This window comes from Hymenobacter rigui, assembly GCF_003944715.1.
Classification (GTDB): domain Bacteria; phylum Bacteroidota; class Bacteroidia; order Cytophagales; family Hymenobacteraceae; genus Hymenobacter; species Hymenobacter rigui.
The window spans coordinates 296,466-312,103 of sequence record NZ_RWIT01000005.1 but is presented as its reverse complement, the minus strand read 5'-3'; the positions used below and the strand labels follow the sequence as shown (position 1 = coordinate 312,103).

The 15,638-nt window shown below is 58.7% G+C and carries 14 protein-coding genes; 8 read left to right on the top strand and 6 right to left on the bottom strand.

The window, feature by feature from the left end:
• Positions 1-67: 67 nt before the first annotated feature.
• The 5 genes from atpC (at position 68) to EI291_RS12220 (ending at position 6,266) form a co-directional block, all read left to right on the top strand.
• The gene (gene atpC, locus EI291_RS12240) at positions 68-307 is read left to right on the top strand and encodes an ATP synthase F1 subunit epsilon (RefSeq protein WP_125420245.1); all 240 of its coding nucleotides are present in this window, start codon (positions 68-70) and stop codon (positions 305-307) included.
• Between the two features lie 152 nt (positions 308-459).
• Positions 460-2,832: a CocE/NonD family hydrolase gene (locus EI291_RS12235; protein WP_170172617.1), complete on the top strand. Its 2,373-nt coding sequence runs from the start codon at positions 460-462 to the stop codon at positions 2,830-2,832.
• 90 nt (positions 2,833-2,922) lie between these two features.
• Positions 2,923-4,059, top strand: a complete 1,137-nt coding sequence (locus EI291_RS12230) for a trans-sulfuration enzyme family protein (RefSeq protein ID WP_125420241.1) — start codon at positions 2,923-2,925, stop codon at positions 4,057-4,059.
• A gap of 648 nt (positions 4,060-4,707) precedes the next feature.
• On the top strand, positions 4,708-5,166 hold the full coding sequence (locus tag EI291_RS12225) for a DUF2147 domain-containing protein (protein ID WP_125420239.1): 459 nt from the start codon (positions 4,708-4,710) through the stop codon (positions 5,164-5,166).
• A gap of 8 nt (positions 5,167-5,174) precedes the next feature.
• Entirely contained in the window at positions 5,175-6,266 is a 1,092-nt protein-coding gene (locus EI291_RS12220; RefSeq protein ID WP_125420237.1) for a DUF6268 family outer membrane beta-barrel protein, read from the top strand.
• Positions 6,267-6,625: 359 nt separating this feature from the next.
• Here EI291_RS12220 and EI291_RS12215 read toward each other — a convergent pair whose 3' ends face one another.
• The 3 genes from EI291_RS12215 to EI291_RS12205 all read right to left on the bottom strand — a co-directional run bounded on the left by EI291_RS12215 (position 6,626) and on the right by EI291_RS12205 (position 9,205).
• Complete coding sequence (locus tag EI291_RS12215; protein ID WP_125420235.1) at positions 6,626-7,771, bottom strand: DegT/DnrJ/EryC1/StrS family aminotransferase; 1,146 nt, start codon at positions 7,769-7,771, stop codon at positions 6,626-6,628.
• Positions 7,772-7,872: 101 nt separating this feature from the next.
• Positions 7,873-8,538, bottom strand: a complete 666-nt coding sequence (locus tag EI291_RS12210; RefSeq protein WP_125420233.1) for an acetyltransferase — start codon at positions 8,536-8,538, stop codon at positions 7,873-7,875.
• 10 nt (positions 8,539-8,548) lie between these two features.
• On the bottom strand, positions 8,549-9,205 hold the full coding sequence (locus EI291_RS12205; RefSeq protein WP_125420231.1) for a sugar transferase: 657 nt from the start codon (positions 9,203-9,205) through the stop codon (positions 8,549-8,551).
• Between the two features lie 152 nt (positions 9,206-9,357).
• Between EI291_RS12205 and ispE the strand changes: the two genes are divergently transcribed.
• Complete coding sequence (gene ispE / locus EI291_RS12200) at positions 9,358-10,179, top strand: 4-(cytidine 5'-diphospho)-2-C-methyl-D-erythritol kinase (protein ID WP_125420229.1); 822 nt, start codon at positions 9,358-9,360, stop codon at positions 10,177-10,179.
• A 183-nt stretch (positions 10,180-10,362) separates the two neighbouring features.
• On the opposite strand, the gene EI291_RS12195 is transcribed toward ispE, so the two are convergent.
• The 3 genes from EI291_RS12195 to tgt form a co-directional block, all read right to left on the bottom strand.
• A complete protein-coding gene (locus tag EI291_RS12195; protein WP_125420227.1) occupies positions 10,363-11,298 on the bottom strand; it encodes a DMT family transporter in 936 nt (311 codons plus the stop codon).
• A gap of 104 nt (positions 11,299-11,402) precedes the next feature.
• A complete protein-coding gene (locus EI291_RS12190; RefSeq protein WP_125420225.1) occupies positions 11,403-12,479 on the bottom strand; it encodes an LptF/LptG family permease in 1,077 nt (358 codons plus the stop codon).
• Between the two features lie 96 nt (positions 12,480-12,575).
• Complete coding sequence (gene tgt / locus EI291_RS12185; protein ID WP_125420223.1) at positions 12,576-13,706, bottom strand: tRNA guanosine(34) transglycosylase Tgt; 1,131 nt, start codon at positions 13,704-13,706, stop codon at positions 12,576-12,578.
• Positions 13,707-13,872: 166 nt separating this feature from the next.
• On the opposite strand from tgt, the gene EI291_RS12180 reads away from it, so the two are divergent.
• A complete protein-coding gene (locus EI291_RS12180; protein WP_170172616.1) occupies positions 13,873-14,994 on the top strand; it encodes a glycosyltransferase in 1,122 nt (373 codons plus the stop codon).
• The gene (locus EI291_RS12175) at positions 14,985-15,602 is read left to right on the top strand and encodes an RNA polymerase sigma factor (protein ID WP_125420219.1); all 618 of its coding nucleotides are present in this window, start codon (positions 14,985-14,987) and stop codon (positions 15,600-15,602) included. The genes EI291_RS12180 and EI291_RS12175 overlap by 10 nt, the downstream gene beginning before the upstream one ends.
• The last annotated feature ends 36 nt before the right edge of the window (positions 15,603-15,638 follow it).

The window sequence follows — 15,638 nt, the reverse complement described above, 5'->3', positions numbered from 1 at the left end:
GTTATCAGTTGTCAGTTGTCAGAAAGTTCTGACGCTGACAACTGACAACTAAAAACTGACAACTGATATGCATCTGGAAATCATCACGCCCGACCGTAAGGTATTTGAAGGGGAGGTTGCATCGGCCCAGTTTCCGGGTGTAGATGGCCTATTTGAAGTATTGAACAACCACGCCCCACTGATTTCGGCTTTGAAAGCCGGTGAAGTGGTGCTGAACGGTGGCTCTACCCGCTTCGCCATCGAAGGCGGTGTGGTAGAAGTACTGCGCAACAATGTAATTGTACTGGCAGAAGGGGCTTCGGCGTAAATTGGCCAAGTATACTCCCGAAAAGCCCCGCGTCTGCTAGCCAGGCGCGGGGCTTTTTGCGTGTGGCGGGAGGGGGAAATTTGCTTGGGAGTGGCGGCGTAATTATTTAGAAAAGAGCGATGTTTAAGCTCTCACTCTATCCTCTCCACTGTATGCGCATGTTTCTATGGCTGGCCCTGCTGCTACCCTCGCTGGCAGTAAGCCAGAGCCGACCACCTTTGCCGGCTGATTACTACGAAAAATTTCAGGTGCAGCTACCAGTGGGGTTGCAGCCTACCGATTCGGTGGGCGTGGCCCGGGCCCTGCAGACGGTGGCCGACGCAGTGGAGAAGCTAGAAGGGGAGGCCCAAACGCGCTACCGGATTTCGGATACCACGCAGCTGGCAAGCAGCTACATGATGCGGGCGTTGGCCGCGTTGGTGCAAAACCGGTTTACAGACTATCACCGCTACCGGCGGATGGCCATGCGTTTGCAACCATCTCCCATCTATATCTTACCGCCCACGCTGGTTCCCATGGCCTGGTCGGTGGCGAAGCAGCGCGTACCCGACGAAGCCTCGGCTGCTTTCCGGCCGGCTTTGCGGCTGGCGCTGCGGCAGCAGCTGGATTCATTGCCCGCCCTTACGCGGCTGGATCTGCTCAATAGTCAGAAGGGGGCTTACCTGCCAGCTATGACAACGCTGGTGCGCGGTGAATTGCGAAAAATCCTGAGCGTGGCCGCCATGCGGGGTAATAAGCTGACGTATAGTGCTGCCGCAGGGTTTATGCGCATGGGTTTCAGTGGCCCATTCTACCAGCGCCACCGGGCTACGGTGGAGCAGCTGCTGTATGAGCTGGACCCTGCGCGGCTGGTTGATGAGGAAGCACAGATACCGATGCGCGACGGAGTAAAGCTGCATGGCTTGGTGTACCGTAATGGGGCGACCAGCGGGCGGGTACCCGTTATTGTGTCGTTGAGCCCATATCCGGGCGGGAGCGAGGCTACCCAGGGTAACGTGTTTGCCACCAATGGCTACGTGTATGTGTACGTAGACACGCGGGGGCGGCGCAAATCGGGCGGTTCCTTCTTCCCCTATGAGCAGGACGCGCAGGATTTGTATGATATCATCGACTGGGCCAGCAAGCAGCCGTGGTCCGATGGGCAGGTGGCTACCACGGGCGGCTCCTACCTGGGATTCGCGCAGTGGCAGGCAATTCGGCAGGAGTACCGGCACCCGGCGCTGAAGGCCATCAACCCGATGGTAGCCGTTGGGTTTGGGGTTGATTTCCCGCGGGAGTCAAATATGTTCTACTCCTATATTCTACAATGGGCCACTTACGTGAGCGGGCGGGAGCTGAACTCCGCCGTGTTCAATGATGCGCCGTTTTGGAATGGGACGTTTTGGCAGCTCTACAAAAACCGTCTGCCTTTCGTCAAGCTCGATTCGGTGGCGAAGCTGCCCAACCCGTTCTTTCAGAAATGGGTGAGCCACCCGGATTTTGATGCGTACTGGCAGGGCATTCTGCCCAAACCCGCCGATTACGCCGCCCTCGACCTACCGGTGCTCACCATCACAGGCTATTACGACGACGACCAGAACGGCGCGCTGTACTATTACCGCCAGTACATGCAGCACGCCACGGCCGCCAACCGGGGCAAACACCAACTGCTGATTGGGCCATACGACCACGGAGGAGCCCAGTGGGCACCGCGCGCCGCCCAGGCGGGGTTGCCCATTGAGCGGGCCGCTCAGGTGCCCGTGTACCGCCAAATGCTGCAGTGGTTTGATTGGGTGTTGAAAAAACAGGCCAAACCTGCCTGGATGCTGGACCAGGTCACGTATTTCGAAACCAACGCCGGCCGGTGGCGCGGGGCATCTTCGCTGCAGGCTCTCACCAAGGACACGCTCCGGCTGTACCTAACGCCCCAGAAACAGCCGAACCCTAAACGGGCCGGCCTGCTGGCGATGCAGACGAGCGTACCGAAGAAAACTCAGTCAATTCGCTACATCCACGATGTGGCGCAGGTGCTGGACTCCGCGTTTGTCTTCGCAACGCCCCGGCCCTACGACGACTCGCTGTACATGACTTCCGCCCATAATCTGGTGTTTGAGTCGGGGCCACTGCCCCGGGCCGTAACCGTCAGCGGGGCCCTACTGCCGCGGTTGTTTATGAGTTTGAACGTGCCGGACGCTGACTTCCGGGTGACGGTATACGAGCAAACGGCAGATGGCCGGAGCATGCAGCTGGCTACCTCTGGTCTGCGGACTCGTTACCGCCGCAGTGCTACCAACCCCACGCTGATGAAGCCGGGCAAAATGGAGCGCCTTGACTTCAACAACAACTTTCTATACGTGAAGAAGCTGGATGCCGGCTCCCGGCTGCGCCTCGTGCTGGAAGTGCAGAATACGCCCATGTACGAGCGGAATTTCGGCTTTGGCGGGGTGGTAGCGCAGGAGCGCGCCACCGGTCCACGCCTTATCGAAACGACGGTGTACACGGGGCGCAAGTACCCCAGTCGGGTAGATGTGCCCATCGGCGAGTAAAAGCAGCATCTGTGCCGTAGCTTGCGGGGCCGTTTGGCAGGGGTTGCGGCCCCTGCTTTCACCCAGCGGTTCTGCTTCATTTCTGGTTTTATGCACATCCACCCCAAAATCACCCCCATTTACCAGACGTCGGTTTTCAAGTTTGAAGACCTCAATGAGCTGGAGCTGTATTTTGGGGAACCCGGTAGCCGGTACCTGTACTCGCGCAACGGCAACCCCAACTCCGATGAGCTGGCGGAAGCCGTGAATCACCTGGAGGGCGGAGCCGGTGCCGTGGCTACGGGTTCGGGCATGGCGGCTATTTTCGCGGCTATTCTCACGTATTGCACCGCCGGCGACCATGTGCTGTGCGCAGCCGATATCTACGGGGGCTCGGCGGCGCTGCTGAACCAGGAACTGGGGCGGCTGGGAATTACCGTCACGTACGTGCCCTTTGATGATCTGACCAGCAACCTGGCAACGTACGCGCAGCCCCGCACCCGGCTGCTGCTTTGCGAAACCATCAGCAACCCGCTGCTGCGCGTGGTAGACCTGCGGGCGGCGGCCGAGGCGGCCCATGCTCTGGGTCTGAAGCTGGTGGTGGATAACACGTTTGCCTCGCCGGTGCTCACCAATCCGTTGACGTTCGGGGCCGATCTGGTGATGCACAGCGTAACCAAATACTTGGCAGGCCATTCTGATGTTACGGCCGGAGCTGTGGTAGCCCGTACGGAAGAAGACGCGGCCCGCCTGAAGCAGATTGGCACCCTGTTCGGTCTTACGCTGAGCCCCATGGAAAGCTGGCTGGCGGTACGGGGCCTCAAAACCCTGCGCCTGCGCATGAATGCCCATTGCTACAATGCCCAGGCCGTGGCCGAGCTGCTAGTGGAGCACCCGGCCGTGGGAGAGGTGTTTTATCCGGGGCTGCTCACGCACGCCCAGCATGAGCTGGCCAGTGAGCAGGGCGCGGGCCGGTTCGGTGGTATGGTTTCGTTCCAGCTGGCCGATGATTCGGTGGAGGCGGTAAACAAGTTTATCCGGGGCAGTCAGCGTTTCCCGTTTGCGCCGTCTCTGGCCGGAGTAGATTCCTCATTGTCATATCCGGTAGGAACCTCGCATCGGGCCCTGACGGAGGAGCAGCGGCAGGAACTGGGTATTACGGCCGGGCTGGTACGCCTGTCGGTAGGGATTGAGCCGGTGGCGGAGCTGCTGACGGACCTGCAGCAGGCACTGGGTGACAGTAAGTAGAGCAGAGAAGGTGTACTGTAAATTGTGTAGTTCGGTCTGCAACGAGACTACAAAAGCTGCTACACGTCCGTGACACATGGGGAGCATAGATGGGGCGTTGCCGCGTACATCGGGGCCATACCAGCACCTGTCTGGTGAAGGGGAAGTGGTGTATCAGCCGTTGTTCGGCCTGCTCGGGCATAGTCTAAGACCAACCCAGTACGTGCAATGATGAGTCGTTGATTTCGTTGTTAATGCGTATTGTACTTTATCTGTATGGGTGTATGTGGTAAATTACGTTGATTAACTATACGGTTGAGCTTCCAGGTTATAATGCCGGGCTATTCGGTTATGGGCTACTGGCTGCGTAGTACGGAAGCATATATTGTAAAAATCCGATAAGCCAACCCTGAAAATGCGCTCAGCGTGTCTGGCTTGAGTGATTGATACTTATGGACGAAGTAATAGTGTCGTACACCGCAGTGTGGGAGGCGCGAAACTGAATGTGCGGGAAGCAGAAAATACCGTTTTCAGGCTTTCTGAGAAGATAGGATTAAAACGAACTAAAAATTCTATTAAAATATGATTAAACCTATTTTATTATCGATTTATTAGTTCTATTTGGAGAGTGAACCATCAGTTTTCCCACTCACTTTTTTCTATTGCCGCATGACTACCCTGACGAAAAATCTTCTCGCGCTACTATTGGTTTTGCTGACCTCGGTTGCGGCTTTGGCTCTGGCTGATAATCCGGATGCGGTGCTGGGCGTGTGGAAAAACGGCGAAGGCACGGGGATGGTGCAGATTTACAAAAGCGGCGACAAGTACTTCGGCCGGATTGTGTGGCTGAAGGTGCCGAATAACCCGGATGGTACGCCCCGCACCGATGCCAATAACCCCACCGAATCTCTGCGCAGCAAGCCCATTCGGGGGTTGGTGAACATGCGGAACTTTACCTACGCAGGGAACAATAAATGGGAGGGAGGCCAGATTTATGATCCTAAAAATGGCAGTGACTACTCCTGCGAGATGACGCTGACGGATGCCAATACTCTGGAAGTGCGTGGGTTTATTGGGGTGTCGCTTTTCGGCCGCACCGATGTGTGGAAGCGGCAGGTAAAGAAATAAGGACTGCTATGCGCTTCCGCTCCCGTTTTCTGCTGCCAGGAGTCCTGTTGGCCCTGGATTTTCTGCCACTGACATCGGCTACGGCCCAGGACCTGCCCACTGCTCCCGCCGATTCGCTGGGTCAGGATGATTTCAGTAGTTTCGGTAACGCTGATGCTACCGAGAACCGGCCCTACGCCAGCCAGAAAGTGCTGCTGCAAAGCCCTACCAAGTTGATTTCGGTAGGCTACGAAGGGCAAATGTCCTTTGACCTGAACTCCACCGGACCGCACCAGAGTGGGCTCGTGCCTGGTCCGGGGCCCACGCCGCCGGCGGATACGAAAGTCGGTAACCGGGTAAACCGGTTTGCGGGCCTGCGGCTGGGGTTTAATGCCCCGGTGATTTCCAATTCCAGCCTGATTCTTAACCTGGGGCTGACTTACTGGAACACCGGTGTACGCATAGCCAATGCCGACCGCACGCCCCTGTTTCGGTCGTTGGAGGATGGATTGCGCTCCACGGGCTTCAACGCCACCGTGTTCCGGCCCCTCAACGATAAGAACTACCTGCTGATTCAGGGCAACGTCGACCTGAATGGCACTTACCGGAACTTCGACGACATCAGTACCAAAGGCCTGACGTACAGCGGTACCGCCATTTACGGCTGGAAACCAACGGATTCCTACATGTGGGGCCTGGGCGTCACGCGCACCTATCGGGCCGGACAGCAGCTGCATATTCCGGTAGTGTACTACTTCCGCACATTCAATCCCAAATGGGGCGTTGAAGCCATTTTCCCGGCCCGGGTGAACGTGCGGCGCAGCTTCGGGGCCAATTCGCTGCTCATGCTGGGCTACGAGATTGAGGGTAACGCCTATTACCTGGGAGCCGTGAACGGCCAGGATGTGTACCTGCGCCGGGGCGAGCTGAAACCCCGCATTACCTACGAGCGCCAACTGGCAGGCTTTATCTGGCTATCGGGGCAGGTTGGCTACCGGTACAACTACCGGTTCGATGCTTTCAACAACCAGAATCCAACGGGTGATAATACCCCGTTGTTTGAGAACAAACTGGGTAACCCACTGTATGTCAACCTCAGCATTAACCTCGTAAGCCCGTAAGGCGCAAAACTCTATACATAACTAGGCCAACCACAAATTCCGCATGTGAGCCTTGTTATGGGCCCCGCCTGCTGCAACAGGCGGGGCCTTTCTTGGTCATCTGTACCCCCTGCCGAACCACGCAATTACCACTTCCTGGCCTATGTAGCATGCCGCAATGTTGGCTAACCAGCCGATACCCGTTGTAGAGTGGGTGAACATGCGATGCGTAAGCGGCATCATGGGAAAGGCAAGCCGACCGTACTCAACGCGAAATTATATACCAGCTACATGCCCCATGTACTCGCCCAGAAACAGAATGTACTTCAAGAACTACTCTTGAAACTTTATGTACTACTCAGCTAGGTGTTGTGCTAAATTCAGGTCAGTAAGATGCCGCGTAAGGCATCGGCTACGCGGTGCAGGTCCGATTCCTGCATTGAGGATCCTGAGGGTAAGCACAAGCCGTGGACAAATAAATTGGTACAAACGCTGCCCCCGTACATTGGTGCTTCGGCAAATAGCGGCTGCAGGTGCAAGGGCTTCCAGAGGGGCCGGCTTTCGATGTTGTGTGTTTCTAGGTGCAGGCGCAGCTGCTCGGGCGTAACGGCCATTTCGGTAGGGTTGAGGAGCACGCAGCTCAGCCAGCGGTTGGATTGCCCGTGGGTCGGTTCCTGAGGCCCGAGCGTAAGGCCCGGCACAGCGCGCAGGTGTTCTTGGTACCAGGCATAAATTTCCCGCCGCTTTTTTACCCGATCTGCCAACAGCTCCATCTGGCCCCGCCCGATGCCAGCCAGCAGGTTGCTCAGCCGGTAGTTGTAGCCCAGCTCGGAGTGTTGGTAGTGTGGGGCCGGGTCGCGGGCCTGGGTAGCCCAGAAACGGACTTTCTCAGCCCAGTCCGGGCGGTTGGTTACCAGGGCCCCGCCGCCGCTGGTGGTGAGTATTTTATTGCCGTTGAAGGAGAAAACGCCCACCTCACCAAAGGTGCTCAGCGGCTGGCCTTCGTAACGGCTGCCCAGAGCTTCGGCGGCATCTTCCAGCACTGGTACGCCAAACTCTTGTGCTACGGCCAGCACTTCACGCAGGCGGCAGGGCATGCCATACAGGTGCACCAGAATAAGGGCTTTGGGCCGCCGGTTTTGCCGCTGCATATCTTCCAGCGCCTCCCGCAGCCGCTCTGGGCAGATGTTCCAGGTTTCGGCCTCGCTATCCACGAAAATCGGCCGGGCTCCGAGGTACAGAATGGGGTTGGCGGTAGCCACGAAAGTGAAAGACGGGCACAGCACCTCATCCCCGGGGCCTACGCCCAGCAGCCGCAGCCCCAGGTGAATAGCCGCCGTGCCAGAGGACAACGCCACGCAGTGCCCCGCGCCGGTAAACTCGCAGATGTCCCGCTCAAACCCATCGAGGTTAGGACCTACCGGAGCCACCCAGTTATCTTCAATGGCCTTGTGCAGGTAGTTAAGCTCGTGCCGGCCGAGGTGGGGAGGAGACAGATACAACCGGTCGTAATCCTGACTGCGCATTGGCAAAAGGGAATAGGAGAGGTAAGAGGGCTACCGGCAAGATGAGGAATTTGCGGGTAGTCTTGGCAGAAATTGGTCTAAAATCAGTGCGTAATGATGGTTTACATAGCCCGCGCCGGAACGCCCACGGCCGTGCAGCCACCGGGCAAATCCCGCACCACCACGGCTCCGGCCCCTACGGTGGTACCGGCTCCCACCCGCACCTGGTTGATGACCGTAGCGTTGGTGCCCAGGTACACGCCCGCTTCCAGATGCGCCTCGCCGCCAATGTTAGCGTGCGGCATCAGAGAGCAGAAATCTTCCAGCACAGCATCGTGCCCGATGGTGCAGCCTAGATTCAGCAGCACATGTTGGCCCAGCGTAATATCACAGGTCAGGATGCAGCCCTGGCAGATGATGGAGCCGGCCCCGATGGTAACGTGCTGGTATGGAGCCAGCGCCACGCCGGGGTGCACCAAGGTGGCAAACTGCAGCTGCGGAGAGGAGAGTCGGCCCGCAATGGCTTGTCGGCTGCGGCTGCTGCCCACGGCAATAACTACGTGCAAGGGCTCGGGGGTGAGGTTCAGGTCGGCCACGGTGCCCCGGTACGGTAGGCCGTGGATGCTGGGCTGAACCGGAACCCTGTCGTCGTAAAATCCGGTAATTTCCCAGGTAGGCCGTTGCTCGTTGAGCTGCCGGATCAGCAGCAATACTTCCCGGCCTAACCCGCCAGCCCCCACAATGGCCAGCGGACGAAGCGAAGAAGCGGAATCAGAAACTGGCAGCATAGGAAGAGGCTTAGGAGGGTGTTTCAGGAGAGCGGGAAGCCGCCGACCCCCGGAACGCTTCCATCGTGGCCTGGCCGGGGGCAGCAATATCGTGCGCGCCCAGCACGCGGCCTACCGTGCGCAGCAAAATGCGCATATCCAGCCCGAACGACAGGTTATCGACGTACCATACGTCAAGGGCAAATTTCTGCTCCCAGCTGATGGCGTTGCGCCCGTTGATCTGGGCCCAGCCCGTAATGCCGGGGCGCACCTCGTGGCGGCGGGCCTGCTCCGGCGAATACAGCGGCAGGTACTGCGCCAGCAACGGCCGAGGGCCCACCAGGCTGATGTCGCCGCGCAGGACGTTCCAGAGTTGAGGCAGCTCATCCAGGGAGGTAGCGCGCACCCAGCGGCCTAGGTGGGTGAGGCGGTCGGCATCGGGCAACAGCTGGCCCTGAGCGTCGCGCTGGTCGGTCATCGTCTGGAGCTTGTAGAACGTGAACAGCCGCCCGTGCCGACCCGGGCGCGGCTGCCGGAACAGCCACTGGCCGCCGTTCTGCCAGGCCAGCAAGGGAGCCAGCACGGCAACCACCGGCAGTACCAGCAGCAACGCGGGTGCGGCCACCAGCGCATCCAGCAGGCGCTTGCCGGAGCGGGCATACCAGGAAGTAGTAGCGGCGGTAGGCATCAGATGGAGCTGGGCTATTCAGGCTGCAAGCTACGCGCTAAGCAGTACAAGCCCTTGTTCCGCGCGAAACTGCTTCAGCAGAAATCTGACTCGCCGACGAAACGACATGCCGCTTGCAGCGTGTAGCTTGCAGCCTGAAGATTCCAATTCCTATGCTCGTTTTTCCGAACGCCAAGCTCAATCTGGGCCTGTACATCACCAGCCAGCGGCCCGACGGTTTCCGCAACCTCGAATCGGTGTTTGTGCCGCTGCCGTGGACGGATGCGCTGGAGGTGCTGCCTGTGGTGGCCGGGGCTGAAACCGCGCTGGCCCTCACCGGCATTCCCATTCCCGGCGAGCCGACAACCAACCTGTGCCTGCGGGCCTACGAGCTGCTGAAGGCCGATTTCAACCTGCCGCCCGTGCAGCTGCACCTGCACAAAGTGGTGCCCATCGGGGCGGGGCTGGGCGGCGGCTCCGGCGACGCCGCGTTTGCCCTACGCGCCCTCAACGACCTGTTTACGCTGAATCTGCCGGCCGATGCGCTGGAAAGCTACGCCCGCCGCCTGGGCTCCGATTGTGCCTTTTTCATCCGGAATAAGCCGGTTTTCGCCTATGAGCGGGGCGACGTATTTGAGGATATTAGTCTAGACCTGACCGGGGTGGCCTGCAAGGTTATCTACCCCGGCCTGCACATCAGCACGGCCGAGGCCTACAGTCGCGTGCAGCCCCACACGCCCCGCCACGAGTTGCGCACGGCCATCAGCCAGCCCCTGGAAACCTGGCGCGACACCATCAGCAATGACTTCGAAGATGCCCTCACGCCCCATTATCCCATCCTCGGCGAAATCAAAGCGCAGCTCTACGCGGCCGGCGCGACTTACGCCAGCCTGTCCGGCTCAGGTTCGGCGGTATTTGGGCTGTTCCCGGGCCAAGAACTACCGCCGCAACTGCCATTGCCGTCGGAGTATCAGGTGTGGGATGGGCGGTTGTAGTGGTGAGATGGTGAACTGGTGAGATAGTGAGTTTGGGAATGTATGGAAACGTCGTTTCGGTCATGCTGCGCTTGCCGAAGCATCTCTACTGCTCCGTGACAATGGCAGTTAGATAAAGCGGTAGAGATGCTTCGGCAAGCGCAGCATGACGTTCTTTCTAAATTCCCAAACATGCTCTCACCATTAGCCTACCAGCACATCGGCGGCCTCCGCTTTGCGCTGGCGGCGCTGGTTCCACTGGTCCAGCACCGGATGGATCAGTACGCTCAGCAGGATAACTACTGTGCCCAGGTAGAAGCCGGTGGAGAGTTTTTCCTGCCCAAAGCCGGGGATATGCAGTGTGTACATGAGTACGGCTAGCACAATGCCGTACACCGGCTCCAGATTGATGGTCAGGTTCACCACGAAGGCCGAAATGCGCTTCATCAGCTCCACGGAGGTGCTGAAGGCGTACACCGTGCACACGCCGGCCAGCAGCAGCAGCCACAGCCAGTCGAAGCCGCTCAGGGCCAGCTGCAGGCCCCGGCCATCGGTAAAGTAGTGGCTATACACGGGCATAAACAGCACAATGCTCAGGCAGGCCCCGGCCATTTCGTACAGGGTTACCTGAAATGGCGTGTGGCGCTTCACCAGCTTGGAGTTGAACACGCTGAACAGCGCCGACAGCCCCGCCGATACAATAGCCACCAGCAGCCCGGCCAGCTGGTCCAGCTCCGCCTGCGACACCAGGTACAGCCCCACCATCGTCAGCAAGCCCAAGCCTACCTCGTAAAAGCGCACCCGCCGCCACAGCACCAGCGGCTCCAGCAGGGACGTCCACAGCGCCAGCGTCGCCAGCCCCGCCAGGCACACACTCACCGACGACAGCCGGGCAGCCAGGAAAAAGGTAATCCAGTGCGCGGCCACCAGCACGCCCACGCCCAGCAGCTTAGCCGCTTCACCGGTCGCCACGCGCCATGGCTGCCGCCGCACGGCCAGCAGCACGCCCAGCCCGGTAGCGGCCAGCAACGTGCGCCAGAACACCAGCTCCACCGGCGGCACCGATATCAGCTTGCCCAGAATGGCCGTGAAGCCCCACAGCAGCACAATGAAATGTAAACGCAGGTAGTCTTTGAGCATGCGGTGAAGTTGTGAAATGGTGAAGTTGTGAAATGGCGAGGTAGCGGACTATGAGCCGGCTTGGCCGGCAGGGTAGTTCACAACTTCACCATTTCGCAACTTCACTACTGCGGCACCACGCGGTAGAGCACGGCCCCGATGAGGGTAAAGATGATGCTGGGAATCCAGGCGGCCAGCAGGGGCGAAAGAGTGCCCACGGCGGCCAGGTTGCGGCTCAGAATCACGAAAATGATGAACACGAAGGCCAGCACGAAGCCCAACGCAATCTGCCCGCCCACGCCGGCCCTACTCTTGCGGGCACTCATAATCACCCCGATGACGGTGAGAATGAACATGGCGTAGGGGTAGGCAAACCGCTCATACTTCTCGCTCAGGTACACCTGCGTATCGTCGGAGCCGCGGGCTATTTTCTGGTTGATGAAGTTGTTGAGCTCGGGCAGCGTGAGGGTTTCAGCCAGGCGGTAAGTGCTGGCGAAATCCTTGGGGTAGAGGTTGAGCACCGTGTCGCGGGCGGGCATGGTTTTGAGCGTTTCCTTCTCGCCCCGGAACGTGCGGATGAGCTGGGGCGTGAGGTGCCAGGCCCGCTTGGTGGAGTCCCAGGTAATGGCCTCGGCCGTCATGCGACGCTTTAGCAGCTGCCCGTCAATGGTTTCCAGCGCAAACTTGTAACCCACGTTGTTCACGTTGTCGTAGCTCTCCATGAAGGCGTAGCTCTGGGGCCCGATTTTGATGTGCACGTTGCGGCCACTGAACCGGTAGGGGTTCTTGATGTAGGCCTTCTCAAACTGCACCCGGGTTTTGTTGGCAATCGGAATCAGCCAGCCCGTCATGGCCATCGTCAGCACGCCCAGAATCGCACTGCCCATGATGTAGGGCAGCAAAAACCGCTTAAAGCTGATGCCTGAAGCCAGAATAGCCACTACCTCGGTGCGCGCCGCCAGCTGAGCCGTTACGAACACTACCGCAATGAACACGGTGATGGGGGAGAGCAGGTTGGCGAAGTACGGAAACAGGTTCACGTAGTACTCCGACAAAATCTGCCACGCCCCCAGGTTGTGCTGCAGAAAGTCGTCGTTCTTCTCCGTGAAGTCAATCACGCAGATAACCGACACGAGCAACACCACCGTGAAGAAAAACGCGGTGAGAAACTTCTTGAGAATGTATTTATCGAGGAGCTTCATCAAAAGTCACTGGTTTCTGGTTGCTGGTTTCTAGTTGTTGATTGTCATGCTACAGGCCTGTTGAACGGTAACTAGAAACCAGCAACGAGAAACTCATTACAACCGTGTCATTACTTGCTTCACCATTTTATCTTTCCACTCGCGGAAGGTGCCGGCCAGAATCTGCTGACGGGCCTGCTTCACCAGCCACAGGTAGAAGGTGAGGTTGTGGATGGAAGCAATCTGCGGGCCCAGCATTTCCTTGCTGTGGAACAGGTGGCGCACGTAGCTGCGCGAGTAGAAGGTGCTCACGTAGCCACCCAGCTCCTCATCAATGGGCGCAAAGTCATCGGCCCACTTCTTGTTAGCAATGTTCATGATGCCCTGGGTCGTGAACAGCATGCCATTGCGGGCGTTGCGGGTCGGCATCACGCAGTCGAACATATCCACGCCCAGCGCAATATTTTCAAGGATGTTGGCCGGGGTGCCCACGCCCATCAGGTAGCGGGGCTTATCCTTGGGCAGAATACCGCACACCAGGTCAGTCATTTCGTACATCATCTCCGCCGGTTCGCCCACGCTCAGGCCGCCAATGGCGTTGCCCTCCCGGCCCTGCTCGGCAATAAACTCCGCCGACTTTACCCGCAAATCCTTGAACGTGGAGCCCTGCACAATCGGGAACAGCGTCTGGCTATAGCCGTAGTGGCCCTCGGTGCTGTCGAAGCGCTGAATGCAGCGCTTCAGCCAGCGGTGCGTCATGTCGAGGGAGCGGGCGGCGTAGCTGTACTCGCAGGGCCAGGGCGTGCACTCGTCGAAAGCCATCATGATGTCGGCCCCGATGGTGCGCTGAATGTCCATCACACCCTCGGGCGAGAACAGGTGCTGCGAGCCATCAATGTGGGAGCGGAACTTCACGCCCTCTTCCTTGATTTTGCGCGTGCCACTCAGCGAGTACACCTGGTATCCGCCCGAGTCAGTCAGAATCGGCCGGTCCCAGCCGTTGAACTTATGCAGGCCACCGGCTTTCTGCAGCACCTCCAGGCCGGGGCGCAGGTACAGGTGGTAGGTGTTGCCAAGGATGATCTGGGCATTGATGTCGTCTTTCAGGTCGCGCTGCTGCACGGCTTTCACGGTGCCAGCCGTACCCACGGGCATAAAAATGGGCGTTTCAATGGCGCCGTGGTCGGTGTGCACCACGCCGGCGCGGGCGTTGCTGTGCGGGTCGTTGGCTACGAGGTCGAAGGTCATTCTGGGAGGAGCTAGGAGCTAGGAGGCAGGAGCTAGAAGGCAGAACGAATTCGAAACCACGTATATGGCCTCTTATCTCCTGACTCCTGACTCCTAACTCCTGGCTACAAAGGTACTCGCCCCACCCCGAATGCCTACTTTTGCCCTCCGAAACACCTGTACTACCTTGAGTTTTCATCTTTCGCCCGCCCTGTGGGTGCTGCTGGCCGCCGTGCTGGTGCAGCTGTACTACGCGGCGTACTATTTTCTACCCTTCGCCCGCCGCCCCCCGGAGCCCGCCACGGGCCCCGACGAGGAGCCGGTATCGGTGCTCGTGTGTGCTCACAACGAGCTGGAAAACCTGCGCCGCCTGCTCCCGCTCATTCTGCAGCAGGATTACCCCGCCGGCTTTGAGCTAATCGTCATCGACGACCGATCCGGCGACGACACCTACCTCTACGTGCAGCAGCTCACCCAGTATTATCCGCACGTGCGGCTGGTCACTGTCACGCGCACTCCTGACGGATTGGCACCCAAAAAATACGCCCTGACACTCGGCATCAAAACCTCCCGCTATCCGCGTCTGTTATTTACCGATGCCGACTGTATTCCGGCCACCAATCAGTGGCTCAGATACATGCAGCGCGGCTTCAGCCAGCCGGCAGATGTAGTGCTCGGGTATTCGGCCTACATGGAGGAAACTGGTTTTTTGAATAAATTAATCCGGTTTGAAACCTTGCTGTCGGGGGCACAGTATTTGTCCTTCGCATGGCGAGGCCAGCCTTACATGGGAGTAGGGCGCAACCTGGGGTATACCCGGCAGGTCTTTCAGCTAACCAAAGGATTCGCTTCTCATATCCGCAGCCTCTCCGGCGACGACGACCTGCTGGTGCAGGATGCCGTGCAGCAGGGGGCGCGGGTGACTGTAGTGGCCGAGCCGGGGGCGCATACCCTCAGTGAGCCCGCTACTACCTGGGGTGCGTGGTGGCGCCAGAAACGGCGGCACCTGTCAGCCGGGCGGAGCTACCGCCTCACCGATCGGGTGCGGATTGGGACCTTTATTGGGGCCAATCTGGTTTTCTATGGCACGGCAATCGGCCTGCTGTTTTCCCGCCCCGATTGGGTACCTTTGGCTACGGTGTGCCTGCTACGCACCGTAGTTATCCTGCCGGTCTATCACCAGCTCGGCCGTCGGCTCGATGATCAGTTGCCGCCTATCTGGCTGCCGGTCCTCGACGCTGTGTATTTTTTTTATTATCTCGCTCTGGGAATCTCGCTGTTCCTCTACCGTACGCTCCGATGGAAGTAAACAATCAGGAAAAACAGTTCTCTGCCAAAGCCAAGCACGATTTCAAATTGATTCGGGCCGCTGTGGAGAAGAACGACGGCAAGGCCTACGCCGAGCTGATGCAGATCTACAAGAAACCGGTGTACCACGTGGTACTGAAGATGGTGCGCAACCCCGACGACGCCGAGGACCTCACCATCGAAGCCTTTGCCAAGGCCTTCCGGAACCTGCACAAGTTCAACCCGGAGTTTGCCTTCAGCACCTGGCTGTTCCGCATCGCCACCAACAACTGCATCGACTTTATTCGCAAGAATAAAATCAAAACGATGTCCATTGACTCGGCCATCAAGATTGACAACGGCGACGAAATCACCATTGACTTCCGCGACCAGAACCTGAACCCGCAGGAGTCGGCCATCAAAAACCAGAAAATCGAAATCATGCAGCACGTGGTATCCCGGCTGCCCGATAAGTACCAGCGCCTCGTGACGTTGCGCTACTTCGATGAGCTGAGCTACGAGGAAATTGCCCAGGAACTGAAAGCCCCCCTCGGCACCGTGAAAGCCCAGCTGCACCGCGCCCGTGAACTGCTCTATGACATGGTGAAAAACAAGAAGGAAATCATCTAGTGAAAAAGCCCCGCCGCAAGTCGGGGCTTTTTTTAT

Excerpts from the sequence above, each read along its gene's own strand:
- atpC (WP_125420245.1), top strand. The coding sequence starts at position 68 with ATGCATCTGGAAATCATCACGCCCGACCGTAAGGTATTTGAAGGGGAG.
- EI291_RS12235 (WP_170172617.1), top strand. The coding sequence starts at position 460 with ATGCGCATGTTTCTATGGCTGGCCCTGCTGCTACCCTCGCTGGCAGTA.
- EI291_RS12230 (WP_125420241.1), top strand. The coding sequence starts at position 2,923 with ATGCACATCCACCCCAAAATCACCCCCATTTACCAGACGTCGGTTTTC.
- EI291_RS12225 (WP_125420239.1), top strand. The coding sequence starts at position 4,708 with ATGACTACCCTGACGAAAAATCTTCTCGCGCTACTATTGGTTTTGCTG.
- EI291_RS12220 (WP_125420237.1), top strand. The coding sequence starts at position 5,175 with ATGCGCTTCCGCTCCCGTTTTCTGCTGCCAGGAGTCCTGTTGGCCCTG.
- EI291_RS12215 (WP_125420235.1), bottom strand. The coding sequence starts at position 7,771 with ATGCGCAGTCAGGATTACGACCGGTTGTATCTGTCTCCTCCCCACCTC.
- EI291_RS12210 (WP_125420233.1), bottom strand. The coding sequence starts at position 8,538 with ATGCTGCCAGTTTCTGATTCCGCTTCTTCGCTTCGTCCGCTGGCCATT.
- EI291_RS12205 (WP_125420231.1), bottom strand. The coding sequence starts at position 9,205 with ATGCCTACCGCCGCTACTACTTCCTGGTATGCCCGCTCCGGCAAGCGC.
- ispE (WP_125420229.1), top strand. The coding sequence starts at position 9,358 with ATGCTCGTTTTTCCGAACGCCAAGCTCAATCTGGGCCTGTACATCACC.
- EI291_RS12195 (WP_125420227.1), bottom strand. The coding sequence starts at position 11,298 with ATGCTCAAAGACTACCTGCGTTTACATTTCATTGTGCTGCTGTGGGGC.
- EI291_RS12190 (WP_125420225.1), bottom strand. The coding sequence starts at position 12,479 with ATGAAGCTCCTCGATAAATACATTCTCAAGAAGTTTCTCACCGCGTTT.
- tgt (WP_125420223.1), bottom strand. The coding sequence starts at position 13,706 with ATGACCTTCGACCTCGTAGCCAACGACCCGCACAGCAACGCCCGCGCC.
- EI291_RS12175 (WP_125420219.1), top strand. The coding sequence starts at position 14,985 with ATGGAAGTAAACAATCAGGAAAAACAGTTCTCTGCCAAAGCCAAGCAC.